The sequence below is a fragment of the Okeania sp. SIO2B9 genome (assembly GCF_010672505.1).
Taxonomy (GTDB): domain Bacteria; phylum Cyanobacteriota; class Cyanobacteriia; order Cyanobacteriales; family Microcoleaceae; genus Okeania; species Okeania hirsuta.
The window spans coordinates 1-13428 of the sequence record NZ_JAAHGK010000008.1; the positions used below are offsets into that span (position 1 = coordinate 1).

The 13428-nt window shown below is 35.6% G+C and carries 12 protein-coding genes and 2 pseudogenes; 7 read left to right on the forward strand and 7 right to left on the reverse strand.

The features are described from left to right. The coding region (locus F6K13_RS00815) for an ROK family protein (protein WP_287286669.1) at positions 1-617 on the forward strand (617 nt) is incomplete at its 5' end. Positions 618-1252: 635 nt separating this feature from the next. Here the strand turns inward: F6K13_RS00815 and F6K13_RS00820 are convergent. The 6 genes from F6K13_RS00820 to psbH form a co-directional block, all read right to left on the reverse strand. Next, positions 1253-1681: a hypothetical protein gene (locus F6K13_RS00820; protein ID WP_124146293.1), complete on the reverse strand. Its 429-nt coding sequence runs from the start codon at positions 1679-1681 to the stop codon at positions 1253-1255. 442 nt (positions 1682-2123) lie between these two features. After that, on the reverse strand, positions 2124-3845 hold the full coding sequence (locus F6K13_RS00825) for a CTP synthase (RefSeq protein WP_124154467.1): 1722 nt from the start codon (positions 3843-3845) through the stop codon (positions 2124-2126). A 407-nt stretch (positions 3846-4252) separates the two neighbouring features. Then, on the reverse strand, positions 4253-4519 hold the full coding sequence (locus F6K13_RS00830) for a DUF3146 family protein (RefSeq protein WP_124146295.1): 267 nt from the start codon (positions 4517-4519) through the stop codon (positions 4253-4255). A gap of 315 nt (positions 4520-4834) precedes the next feature. After that, positions 4835-5479: an aminoacyl-tRNA hydrolase gene (gene pth / locus F6K13_RS00835; protein WP_124146296.1), complete on the reverse strand. Its 645-nt coding sequence runs from the start codon at positions 5477-5479 to the stop codon at positions 4835-4837. Between the two features lie 84 nt (positions 5480-5563). Then, positions 5564-5836 carry a TatA/E family twin arginine-targeting protein translocase gene (locus F6K13_RS00840; protein ID WP_124154466.1) on the reverse strand — a complete coding sequence of 91 codons (273 nt, stop codon included), beginning with the start codon at positions 5834-5836 and terminating at the stop codon, positions 5564-5566. 106 nt (positions 5837-5942) lie between these two features. Then, entirely contained in the window at positions 5943-6146 is a 204-nt protein-coding gene (gene psbH / locus F6K13_RS00845; protein ID WP_124146298.1) for a photosystem II reaction center phosphoprotein PsbH, read from the reverse strand. A gap of 88 nt (positions 6147-6234) precedes the next feature. On the opposite strand from psbH, the gene psbN reads away from it, so the two are divergent. From psbN to F6K13_RS00860, 3 genes and pseudogenes are all read left to right on the forward strand, one after another. Then, positions 6235-6366 (forward strand): photosystem II reaction center protein PsbN, encoded by a 132-nt coding sequence (gene psbN, locus F6K13_RS00850; protein WP_124146299.1) that lies wholly within the window; start codon positions 6235-6237, stop codon positions 6364-6366. Positions 6367-7261: 895 nt separating this feature from the next. After that, positions 7262-8377 carry a chorismate synthase gene (gene aroC / locus F6K13_RS00855; protein WP_124146300.1) on the forward strand — a complete coding sequence of 372 codons (1116 nt, stop codon included), beginning with the start codon at positions 7262-7264 and terminating at the stop codon, positions 8375-8377. Positions 8378-8822: 445 nt separating this feature from the next. Further along, a pseudogene (locus F6K13_RS00860) lies at positions 8823-9098 on the forward strand (MBL fold metallo-hydrolase); the annotation flags it as partial. On the opposite strand, the gene menA reads toward F6K13_RS00860, so the two are convergent. After that, positions 9083-9904, reverse strand: coding sequence for a 2-carboxy-1,4-naphthoquinone phytyltransferase (menA, locus tag F6K13_RS00865; protein ID WP_287286671.1), 822 nt, complete (start codon positions 9902-9904; stop codon positions 9083-9085). The pseudogene F6K13_RS00860 and the gene menA overlap by 16 nt on opposite strands. Before the next feature lie 452 nt (positions 9905-10356). Here menA and F6K13_RS00870 point away from each other — a divergent pair, with 452 nt between their 5' ends. The 3 genes and pseudogenes from F6K13_RS00870 to F6K13_RS00880 form a co-directional block, all read left to right on the forward strand. Further along, entirely contained in the window at positions 10357-11358 is a 1002-nt protein-coding gene (locus F6K13_RS00870; protein WP_240038845.1) for a transposase, read from the forward strand. Between the two features lie 12 nt (positions 11359-11370). Next, a pseudogene (locus F6K13_RS00875) lies at positions 11371-11508 on the forward strand (zinc ribbon domain-containing protein); the annotation flags it as partial. Between the two features lie 424 nt (positions 11509-11932). Then, positions 11933-13428, forward strand: a 1496-nt coding sequence (locus tag F6K13_RS00880) for an isochorismate synthase MenF (RefSeq protein ID WP_287286672.1), incomplete at its 3' end; no start/stop codon positions are given.

Here is a 13428-nt window from a genome sequence, read left to right on the forward strand (position 1 = left end):
CTGAGTGTTTGGAGGAAAAGACAGGTTTAGCAGTAGTTTTGGCTAATGATGCTAATTGTGCTGGTTTAGGAGAATCTTGGCTAGGGGCAGGTCGTTCGTTTAAAAATATGATTATGCTTACTCTGGGTACTGGTGTTGGGGGAGCAATTATTTTAGATGGTCAATTGTTTGTAGGTCATTTAGGTGCTGCGGGAGAGTTAGGGTTAATTACTGTGAACCCGGACGGGCCAGAGTGTAACAGTGGTAATAGTGGGTCTCTAGAACAATATGTTTCTGTTCAGGCAATTCGTCGAGCTACTGGTAAAGAACCATTGGAGTTAGCAAATTTGGCTCAAACTGGAGACAAATTTGCCCTAGAATTCTGGGAATATTATGGCAGACTTTTGGGTGCAGGTTTGGCAAGTTTGATTTATATCTTGACACCAGAAGCTGTAATTATTGGAGGGGGAGTGAGTGCTGGTGCAGAACTTTTTTTGCCTGTAGCTAAAGCAGAAATTGAGAGACGAGTTTTGTTGAGTTCTCGTTTAGGCTTAAAATTATTAACGGCTAAATTAGGTAATCATGCTGGTATTGTAGGAGCTGCTAAATTAGCTTGGGCAAGTTTGCATAATAATTAGACATCTCCTACAAAAGAGGGAGTGGGGAAGTGCTTACTAAGGGTTTTTACCTTTGATGTCAAAGAAGTGTGGGACACCCAACCCTAACTCCTCCCAGGAGTGGAGTAGAGAGTTGCTAGGAGGAGCGGAGAATAGAATTTAATTAGAAAGTAGTCGGATATATTTGTCTGTTAATTTTTCGGCGTTGCACAGTGACGAATGATTTGATATTTTTGATTGAATTGGATTGTGGATTAATCAATTGCTAGAATGATTAATTAATGGTTATTTTTAGTCAAAATCTAAACCAATTTTTGGCAATATCATTCCATAATGTGCAACCCCAAGACTTTAGCCTTCTGAGATTACAAAAAAGTTAGCATTTTGGGCAAATCAAGGACAAAAAAATTGAGGGAAATTCTTACTTCTACCTCCTCTAAATTCCCCGTTTCTCCTGACTCCTGACTTCTGACTCCTACCCATAGCAAAAAACTTTATTCAGCAAACCCTAATTAATGCTAAATACCGTGACAACTATCAAAAAGGTATAACGCTAGTGTTAATTGCTTAATAATTGAAGTGCTACCTAAGTATACCATAACTTTTGGTAATTGGTATTAGACCGTCTTCCTTCTTCCTTCTTCCCTCTTCCTTCTTCAAGGTAAAGAATACCCTGTTACTTTTGTGATAAATTCCACAACCTTTTCATAAGCTTCCGGATCGATATTGGGACTAATAATAATATCTTTTGTACTATCTGGTAGCCAAAAAGTTATACGACCATTAGGTTCAGAAGCAAATGTAGTAATACAATTCAAATTTATAAACCATTCATGGCGATCGTAAATAATATGTACCCAACATTCATCATTAGTGAGACAGTTTATCTCAATCTTTTCTGTAATATATTTTATGACTAGCTGATAGTCATGTTCGCAACTTTGCTTATTTAATATAATTGGCTGACTGCTATTTGGCAACCAAAAAGTTAGTCGTTTATTTGGCTGACAAGAAAAAGCAGTAATATGATCGAGGTCGATCAAGTATTTACTTCTTTCATAATCTATTTTAATCCAGTAGGCCACATGACCCCCTCAAAGCTTTGATTTCTTGCATTTCTCCAAATTAGTGCAAGTTACTCTAAAAGTCCGATGGACACTATTGAGTTATCCTCGATCTGGTAAATTACTACTCAATAAACCTATCCCACTATTTTTAACAGGCTTATTTGTTTAAGTAAAATGTGTTTTAAAAGTTTAATTTTTTGTTTTTAACTCTCAAAATATTTAGGGTTTTTAGCAAAAATATTATTACTGGGATAGGTTCACTCAATGAAAAAGATTTATTTTTTAAATCAAGAAGTTTACCACTACTAAAAGTTTCAAATATCTAAGATAACTATCAGCGATTAATATTAGAAAATATAACAATGTTTAATGCTGTATTTAAGATTATTAGTAATCGCCTAAGATAGGGAAATTAAACTAGATAACAAACAATAATAAAAAAATTTTAGTAACTAATAATCTAGTCAGCACTTAGGATAGAACCTGTACTAACTACATTATCTTGGGTGACTTCAACATTATTTACAGACAAATCATAACATTTTTCTTGTGAACTAGCAGCTTTAAAAAAGCTATGAAATAGAGGGTGAGGAGTGCTAGGTCGAGATTGAAACTCTGGATGAAATTGTGTAGCAATAAAGAAAGGATGAGTGGGAAGTTCAATAATTTCTACTAACCTACCATCCGGAGAAGCTCCACTAATAACATATCCTGTTTCTAACAACAAGTTCCGGTAAGCATTATTAAATTCATATCTATGACGATGACGTTCATAAATCACCTCTTGCTGATAAGTCTGAAATGCTAATGTATCAGTTTGAAGACGGCAAGGATAAAGTCCCAGTCGCATAGTACCGCCCAAGTCCACTACATCTTGTTGTTCGGGTAACAAATTAATCACTGGGTTTGGTGTTTCAGGGTCAAACTCCGCACTATGGGCACATTCCAATTTTGCTATATTCCGTGCCCACTCAATTACCGCACATTGCATTCCCAGACATAACCCCAAAAAAGGAATTTTTTGCAACCGAGAATATTCAATAGCAGCTATTTTTCCATCAATACCTCTCACGCCAAACCCTCCCGGAACAATAATCCCATTCACCTTTTCCAGGTAGGTCTTTGCTCCTTTGACCTCCACATCTTCAGAACTGACCCAACGCAGATTTAAGTCCACACCAATAGCTATTGCAGCATGGCGTAATGCCTCTACCACTGATAAATAAGCATCGCTCAGTTGAATATATTTACCTACTATCGCAATTTCGATACTTGTAGTAGTAGATGATTGGACATTTTTTGTCTCTATTTCAGGATTGTTCCGATGATAAAGACGATTGACCAAAGTTTGCCACCTATCAAGATTTGGTTGACGTTGCTCCATATTTAATAATTCTAGAGCTTGCACCGCTAGTCCTTCTGTTTCTAACATTAGAGGTACTTCATAAATACTTTCGGCATCTTTTGATGTAATTACGGATGCTACAGGTACATCACAGAATTCAGACATTTTTTCTTTTAAGTTGTTGCTCAGTTGGCGATCGCATCGACAGACTAGAATATCTGGCTGAATACCAATAGAGCGCAACTCTTTGACTGAATGTTGAGTGGGCTTAGTTTTCATCTCCCCTGCCGCTGCAATCCAAGGGACTAGGGTAACATGAATATATAACACATGATTTCGTCCCACATCTTTACGAAATTGCCGAATAGCTTCTAAAAAGGGCTGAGATTCAATATCTCCTACAGTCCCCCCAATTTCTGTAATTACTACATCTGGATTAGCATTTTTGGCAACTCTATGTACCCGCTCTTTTATTTCATTGGTAATATGAGGAATAACTTGAACTGTGCTTCCTTTGTAATCGCCTCGTCTTTCTTTATTGATGACTGCTTGGTAGATTGAACCCTGGGTAACACTATTTAGGCGAGACATGGAGGTATCTGTAAATCGTTCGTAGTGACCCAAGTCTAGGTCTGTTTCTGCCCCATCTTCTGTGACAAATACTTCTCCATGTTGGAAGGGACTCATGGTACCTGGGTCTACATTGATATAGGGGTCTAATTTCAGAATAGATACGGAATAATCCCGTGATTTGAGCAAACGGCCTAAGCTTGCTGCTACAATTCCTTTACCAATACTGGAAACTACTCCACCAGTTATAAATACAAATTTACTCATAAGTTTTTTTTGAAGAAGGTTTTAGGTTTGAAGAAGGTTTTAGGTGGTAGTTTAAAGACTGGAATAATTTCATTTCTGAAGAAAGAAGGTTTTATATAGAATCCGGTTATACAGTATATATTTATAATTCTATCCACACTCCAATATTAAATCGGACTACCTCCCCACCTCCCCATCTCTCCCTACTATATAATTAAGTATTTAACCGGATTTGATATTATGTGGTAGGTTTTAGGTAGTAGGTCAAAGGCTGGAATAATTTCATTTCAATAGTTATAATTTTTTGCTTTTTTGTGTGGATTTTAAGCTATCAATACTTATAAATACTTAGATTTTAAATTATTAGTTGCTTTTCGACAGTTAATCTACATTTTCAACTAAAATCTCCCATCTAATCTAATTAATATCTAAAATTTGGCTTTAATTGTAAAATAATAATCCCCACCAGCTTCTAGTTGATAATCCCATTTTTCTAGAAACCTACCTAAAGGTTCTTGAATTAAAGCACGTCCTTGAGAAGGGCGAATGGAAAGAGTTTTTTTATGGCGAAAACCCCATTTAAAATGCCAATTAAAAGACCCAGCACTTACTTCTCCTTCGATAATGCCTTTTTGCCAAGACTGACGAGTTACTCTGACATAAGCAGTAGTTTCTGGTAAACCTTTATAACTCATTAATAGTGAAAAGTCACACTTTATATTTTATTAAAGTCAAAATTTTCAAGAAGCGGTCAGCAGTCAGCAAGATTATTTTTTTGAACGTGCGATAATAGGATTTCAACCCTTCCTAAACCATCTGGCGCAATGGTGAGTTCTCGGGGATTTTAACCCGAGCTGCTAAAAGCTGTTAACGTAGTTCCTCAGCAAGAGGATAGCTGTTAGCTCCGCATTCCGGTACGCAAATGCTAAAAGCTTATAGCTAGTTAAATTCAGATAATACACTCATCTATATAAATCAAGGCACTTTTAAATACTTGCTTAAATAGTAAATTAATCTTCTGGTAAGCTAACACTACGACTATTATAGAGACTCATTGCTTTTTCTATTCCTTGTCTCAAAGAAAGCTCTACAGCTTCTACAACTAATTTCAGCACTTGAGTCATTAATTGACTTTCCTCTGGGCTAAACTTTCCTAAAACATGACCAATAGTATTTGGATCTCTACTTTCAGCAGCAGCATTCTTTGGCTTACCTATACCTATTCGCAAACGAGGAAATTTTTGAGTCCCTAAATGAGCGATCGCTGACTTCATCCCATTATGGCCACCAGCAGACCCAGATAACCGTAGTCGCAGTCGTCCCATTGGCAAATCCATATCATCATATATAATTAGCACCGAATTTTGTGGCAATTTATACCAATCTAACACGGTACGAATTGCTTGTCCCGACTTATTCATATAAGTCAAGGGTTTGAGCAAATAAATTTTATCGGATTTTATACCTCTGCCTTCTCCAAATTCTGCTTTAAATTTTCGGTTTTCCGATAGAGAAGTATGCCACATATTGGCTATACTATCAACTGCCGCAAATCCTATATTGTGTCTAGTTCTTTCGTATTTTTGCTCTGGATTTCCCAAACCTACAATTAATTGAGGAATCACTAAATTTTGCCCTGATGCCACCTCTTTCATTACGTTAAGAATTAAAATTAAATCGTCAAAAATATTATCTTTTTTTGGATTGGCTCAGGTGAAATTTTTCTCTACTTTTATCAACTAGCTTTTCTGACTTGTCTCTGTAGGAGAAGAAACAGTTACTACTTTTTCTGACTCTGATTCAGGTGCATACTGACTAACTTGAGACCCTTCTTCTAACTGTTTTGCCTCTCGTTTAAACTCATTTTCAAACTCTTTAGCTCCTGCTTTAAAACTATTTATCGCTTGCCCTAAACTACGACCAATTTCTGGTAGTTTCTTTGGACCGAATATCAAAAGAGCTACGACTAAAATTACAATCATTTCAGGCAGACCAATACCAAAAATATTCATCTTGTTTTTTACTCCTAAAACTTATCTGAGATTATTACTAAGGATATAGCTAGGGCTGGAGAAATTTTAATTAATTGAATTTCTTAGCCCTACTCTTTAATTCATCTTATTTGGTTAGGCTAGCCCAGTCCACATCAACATTCTCTAACAACAACGAAGAGTTGTAGATTTGGAGAATAATCAACAAGAAGACAAAGAATAAGCCTATAAAAACGGCCATTAATAGTGTAGTTCCCCAACCGGGAGATACTTTACCATATTCAGAGTTTAAAGGTTTGAGCAGGTCTCCTAATCCAGTTCTTTGTGCCATAAGTTTCTATGTAATCTATAATTCAGCAGAATTTTTTAATCTTTTGTAATATTGTATATGTATAACACTCATAATTTTAATGAATTATATGGAACCTGCAACAGTTCTTAGTATCTCTATAGGTGTAATGGTTGTGGCCATTACTAGCTTTTCAATTTATACGGCTTTTGGACCTCCCGCTAAGGAGTTGAGAGACCCTTTTGATGAACACGAAGATTAAGGTTAATTAACTATTATTGATTTATTAATATATATAAACTTATGTTATTATAGATTGATATAGTTATACTTTTGTTTGCTAAAGCTTAAAAACATGGACTATCCAAGACAAATATCTACAAAATGTCTATGTTTTTACGCCATTAATCTGTGTTATTATTACATATGTATGCTAAAAACAGAGTATTCTAGCAACAATTATGGACTGTTTGACACTCGACTTTTCATAAGGACGAAAACCCCAGAGGGAATCCTAAACTCAATGTGTTTGATCGGAACATTAACCAACCTTCGCGCGCCAGTAGGCTTATGGACAGGTGAGGCGGAAAATTACTCTTACTCAGTGATGAAGAGGATGTCTAGGATTGTCTAGATTTTTAGAAGGTGATTAATACTCTCTCGTTATCATTATCAAAATTTAACGGGAGATTACTGCCAATTTTAACTGGCCTCTTAATACTAGGGTAAAGTAATTCCTGATGTTTTTGACCAGGGAATAAAGGGTTTGCCGTTTAGCCTTGTAGTGCTTGACCCACTAAGAATGACTAGGCTTTCAGACCTTTGAGTAGGTTTAGTTGAGCAGTTAACAGCTATTAATTTTCTGTCATTTTTTTGACAGAAACATTCTAGAAATTCTAGAAACATAGACCAACTTACGTCATTAATTGACTTAGCCAATCTGTCCGAACTAAACCCTTAATATTGAGATTTTCAATCGCCACAATATCGTTTCGCTCTCGTTGCTGACCCCTGATGTGATTCTTTAAACTTTTTCTCCATAGTCCTACACCTCAAAAACTCTTGACAGAGCAAAGTATTTGCCGATCGCTGAGTGCTTTATTTAAAGAAAACAGGTTAAAATAGAGGTCTTAATTCTTTATTGTAGTTTGAGTTTCATGGGCAACACATTTGGACATCTATTTCGGGTAACAACATTTGGTGAATCCCACGGAGGAGGAGTAGGAGTTATAATTGATGGTTGCCCTCCTCAACTAGAAATAGATGTTGCAGAAATTCAATATGAGTTAGACCGTAGGCGTCCAGGGCAAAGCAAAATTACTACACCTCGCAAAGAAACAGATATTTGTGAAATACTGTCTGGAGTATTTGAAGGTCAAACTTTGGGTACGCCAATGATGATTTTGGTGAGAAATAAGGATGCTCGTCCACAAGATTATCAGGAGATGGCTAGTAAATACCGTCCATCTCATGCTGATGCAACTTATGATGCTAAGTATGGTATTAGGAACTGGCAAGGTGGGGGACGGTCTTCAGCTAGAGAAACTATTGGACGCGTTGCTGCTGGGGCGATCGCTAAAAAAATTCTCAAACAATATTCTGGTGTGGAAATTGTTGGCTATGTGAAGCGCATCAAAAATTTAGAGGCCATTGTCGATCTAGAAACAGTGACTATAGAACAAGTGGAAAGTAATATTGTCCGTTGTCCAGATACTGAATGTGCAGACAGAATGATTGAATTAGTAGAACAAATACGGGATGTGGGAGATTCTCTGGGAGGTGTGGTTGAATGTGTGGCCAGGAATGTCCCGAAAGGTCTTGGTTCTCCTGTATTTGATAAATTAGAAGCAGATTTAGCTAAGGGTGTAATGTCCTTGCCAGCGAGCAAAGGATTTGAAATTGGTTCTGGTTTTGCAGGTACTACTCTCACAGGTAGCGAGCATAATGATGAATTTTATACAGATGAGCAAGGGGAAATTCGGACTGTGACTAATCGTTCTGGAGGGGTACAGGGAGGAATTTCTAATGGAGAAAATATTGTGTTGCGGGCAGCATTTAAACCAACTGCTACAATTCGTAAAGAGCAGCGTACTGTTAGTCGTGTAGGTGAAGAGACATTGTTAGCAGCGAAAGGAAGACATGACCCTTGCGTTTTACCTAGAGCTGTACCTATGGTAGAAGCAATGGTAGCCATTGTGCTATGCGATCATTTATTGCGCCATCATGGACAATGTGAGAGTTTGAAATATATGGCGCTACGCGCTAGGGAATAGGGAATAGGGAATAGCTAACTGTAAAAGGGTTTTTCCCTGTGGAATCCATCAGGAAACAGGATTGAAAAATGTCTTAACCAATTCGGTGTTGCTGATTTGAGGTATGAAATTCAACTTTGGGTAAATTTTAAGCAAAAACAATATTGCAAATTATACCTATTTAGTCACCGAACAACTCTTTTCTACCTACTGACTCCTGACTCCTAGCTCCTAACTCCTGTGAAATCATACATTTATTCAGCAACGCCAGCAATTCTTGTAATCCTATAAATAGTGCTTTGCAGATTGGTTAATTATTAAAGTTGGACAATTTAATTTTTTGAATTGGCAATAATTAACAACTTATAGAAAAGCAAGCTGCTATATTTTCTGTCTCTAGTTCAATTTCCTAAAAATCCAGAAATCTTTAAATTCATAAAGTGGAAACTGCTAAAAGAAAATTCATATGGAAACTAAACTTTCTTCTGAAGTGCTAACTAAAGATAATGTTGATTTCTCGAAGATGTCTGAACAAATGGGAGATTTTTTAGTGAAGTTCTGGGGTGTACGAGGTAGTGTTCCTACTCCAGGAAAAGATACTATTAGATATGGTGGAAATACTTCCTGCATAGAAATGCAAATAGCTGGTAAGCGGCTGATATTTGATGGTGGCACTGGTCTACGAGAATTAGGCGAGGAAATGATGCAGGAAATGCCAGTAGAAGCTTATATGTTTTTTACTGGAGTAGGAACACTACCTCGTACACCCCAGAACTTCACTAAAAATAAACCACCAAAACTTAACAGAGTCCAAACAGGGAAAATTCCTAAACCTACGCAGATAGAAATGAGTACAAAAACAATACCACAAGACCAACTTAATAATTGAGAACCTGCTTTAGTTCCCATTCTCACAATAGGCGATAGCTTCCCTGCTGCTAAGTCATCTTTTACTTGGTGAAAGTGAGAACAAAAGAGAATAATAGTAGTAGTAATTCCAATAATTATTGATGCGGTCAAACTTATCATTGAGCAACTTTTAGTTTGACTATAATAAGCAGCAGAAATTGCCAAAGGACCGAAAGCAAAAAAACAGAGAATTTCTCCTAAGCCTTGATATCCTAATCTAAAAGGAGGACCTTGATAAATATATCCCAAAAAACAGCACAACAATATTAATCCAATCACCGTTAAATCTTTTTGCCACCAACTAATTCCTGAAATTCCTAAAATTCCCAACAGTAAAAATAAATTACTCAGGACGAACATCAAAGATTTATTTCCTGTCAAATTTACTAAAGAATGGTGTTTATTTTTATCGATACCTGTTTCTGAATCAAATACATCATTACTAATATTTTCCCAGGCCAAAATTAAAATTGCTGATGTAAGAAATGTTGAAAAAATCGACCAATTAATCGAATTTTTTTCCCAGAAAGCTATTGCAGTTCCCACCCATATAGGCATAATAGCTACACTATACATAGGTGGTTTGATGGCAGCTAGCCATAATTTTTTTTGAGATTGATTTATTGTTTGAAATGTCATCTTAATTTGATAATTAATCTTTGATTGTGGCAATAGTTATGCTCGTTGATTGTCATAGTTTAATCAGTTGTGACAAACTTCTCAACCCTAAGTATAGATAATGATAAACATACTTCAGAAATATTTTTCGCTCACAACAATTGTTCATCTCTTAAGACTTTAATTTCCGAGTTATGCAGAAAACTTAACAAAAAATTATGTAATTTATTTTTCCTTTACATTTGATTCAATTTGGCCTTTCTAGTTGTTCTGAATAATCCTCTATCAGAGAATGTTGAAAGAGGACTCCCGCTAAATCAAAGATTATAGCGGTGAGATGAATTACAAAAACGCAAATTAATTGAGCGGTAGCGAATCCTTTGATCTAGGTTTTTGAGATATTTAATAAGGTTTGTAATTAATAATATTGTGTGATATTATTAATAGGTTAGGAAACAAAAAAAACCGTCAACGTGATTACTTTAACTTACCAGTATAAACTCAAAACTACAAAACAACAAGAAGCAGAAATTAATCAGATTCTTGATGTTTGCAAAACTGTATACAATTATGCTTTGAGAGAGCGGAAAGACTGGCTAAGTTCAAGAAAATCACTGATTAATAGTTGTTCAATTATTTCTGAATATATTATTCCTGCTGATGCTCCCTACCCTAATTATAATTGTCAAGCTAAAAGTTTAACAGTAGCTAAGAAAACTAATCCTAGGTTAAAGTCAGTTAATGCTCAAGTATTACAACAAACTTTAAAAACTTTAGATAGAGCATTTGTTGATATGAAAAGTTTAGGAAGAGGTTTTCCTAGATTCAAGAAGAGGATGAGGAGTTTTGTCTTTCCAGCAATGTTAAAGAATTGCTTGGGTAATAACAGATTTAAACTACCTCAGTTAGGTTGGATTAAATTAAGGCAAAGCAGACCATATCCAGAAAATATGGTAGCTAAACAAGCTAGGATAGTTAAAAAAGCTAGTGGTTATTATTTGATGGTTAGTTTCCAATCATCAGAGTTAGTTCCAGATAATCCAGTAGGAAAAAAGTCTTTAGGGATAGATGCAGGAATAGAAAATTTTGTAGCAACTTCTACAGGTAAATTGTTTACATCACCTAAGTTTTTGTTAGGTCAACTACGCGAGCTTAAATTGCTGCAACGTAGACTTAAAAATAAAACTAAAGGGTCAAATAATTGGTTAAAGCTTCAGAATAAAATAGCTAGCTTACATGAAATAATAGCTAATACTAGACGTGACTGGCATTTTAAATTAGCTCATCAACTTTGTGATTTAGCAGATAATACTTTTGTTGAAGATATTAACTTTACTTCCTGGTCTAAAGGTATTGTTAGAAAGCAATCTCTAGACTCTGGAATAGGTAAGTTTATTAATGAAATATTACCTTATGTTTGTTGGAAAAGAGGTAAATATTATGCCAAGGTTGATAAGAATTATACATCTCAATAATGTCCAAATTGTGGTTATTTAAACAAGAAAAAACTTGCTGAGAGAAAACATAATTGTAGCAACTGTGGTTGTCAGGTTAATCGTGATGTAGCTGCTGCAAAAGTAATCAGAAATAGAGGATTAAGAGCGGTGGGGCACACCGTTAAATAAAAGCGCACCGCCTGCGCTGAGGTTCCCTCAGCGTCAAGACGGAGCAAGAGAGCTTGTGGAGACGGTCTGACGGGGGTACAATTCAGCTTATTTGATTTGTTACCTAGTTAAGAGTCATTAAATCAAGAATCCCCCGTTATAATCTTTGATTTAACGGTGGGAGTGTCAAAAAACCAAACTTAAAGCTCTTGGCAATAGCCTGGCGCTAACTATATGTCAAAGTCTCAAAAAGAAAACAGAAAAGAGAAATGCAAAAAAAGGAGGGAAAAAGATTTAATTTTGACCATAACTATGGGGTCTAATATAAATAAAGGTGATAATTTTAATTAAAACTAGGGGATAAATTGGGCCATATTTAGTAATTGAACAGCCCTACCAATCACTTTCTCTTAATATTCAGTGAAAATTTCCGATTCTTTTTTTCATGCCTGCAATACCCACTTCTGTTAATCTATTTCAAAGCTGCCAGGACCTGCATCAGTTTCTGTTAAATTGTCAACAGACATTAACGGAACAGGTACAGAAAAAAGTCATTAGTATTTCTGTGGAAATATTACCAGTAGATCCCCTAGCAGTATTGCAGGAAATTTGTGAACCTCATCAACTACATTTTTATCTCGAAAAACAAATTATTGGAAAAACAAATACTGAAAAAAATACCTTAGCGATCGCTGCTGCAGATGCTGCTACCCACTTGACTGTTATGGGTGGGAACCGTTTCTCACAAGCTCGATCTTTTATTCAGTCATGTCTTAATAATACAATTGTTTTAGGTGCAACACATTTACCATTTTCAGGTCCTCACTTTTTTTGTAGTTTTACTTTCTTTGAACAAGATTCCCAAATCAATCTACATATTTCTCAAAATGGTAATTATCAGGAGAAACCATCTATAAACTCTCACTTTCCTTCTGCAACTATATTTTTGCCACAGTGGCAAATAACTCAGAAAAATAATCGCTGTATACTTGTGATTAATACAGTTATTACTACATCTATAAATATTAAAAATATTTCCCAGATAATTTGGCAGAAATACCAGCAAATTACTCAAATAAATAATACTTCTTTATCAAGTTTAATCAAGCCTCGCGGAAATCTTCGGAAAATTAATCCCAATCATTTACAGGACTTTAAAAAATCAGTAGCTTCCGCTCTAGATTTGATTAACTCAAATTCCTTAAAAAAAATAGTTTTAGCACACGCCATAGACATATATTCTCAAACCCCTGTTAACTTAATTCAGTCTTTAAATAACTTACGATTCATTTATCCAGACTGCTATGTATTTTCTACCAGTAATGGCAAAGGTCAAAACTTCATAGGCGCAAGTCCGGAAAGATTAATTAGTATTAATAATAATCAATTAATTACAGATGCTTTAGCAGGTTCAGCGCCCAGAGGTAAAACTTCCACCCAAGATGTCAAATTAGCCAAGAGTTTATTATGCAGTGAAAAAGATTTACGAGAACATCAATTTGTCATAGATTTTATTATTAAACATCTCCAAGATTTAGGATTAAATCCTCATTACCCACCTCAACCCCATTTATTACAATTGTCAAATATTCAGCATTTATGGACACCAATTACAGCAGAAATTTCCCAAAATATTCATCTATTAGAAATCCTAGCAGAGTTACATCCCACGCCAGCAGTAGCAGGAGTTCCTAGAGATACTGCTCAACAACAAATACATAATTTTGAAACTTTCGAGCGTTCACTTTATGCAGCACCTATAGGTTGGATAGACTATCAAGGAAATGGAGAATTTGTTGTAGGTATTAGGTCAGCATTAATAGACGGAGACCGTACCAGACTTTTTGCAGGTGCAGGCATAGTTACTGGTTCAAAACCAGAGAAAGAATTAGCAGAAGTTCAACTAAAGCTTTTAATAAAGTCTGAAGTTTTAGTTGAACA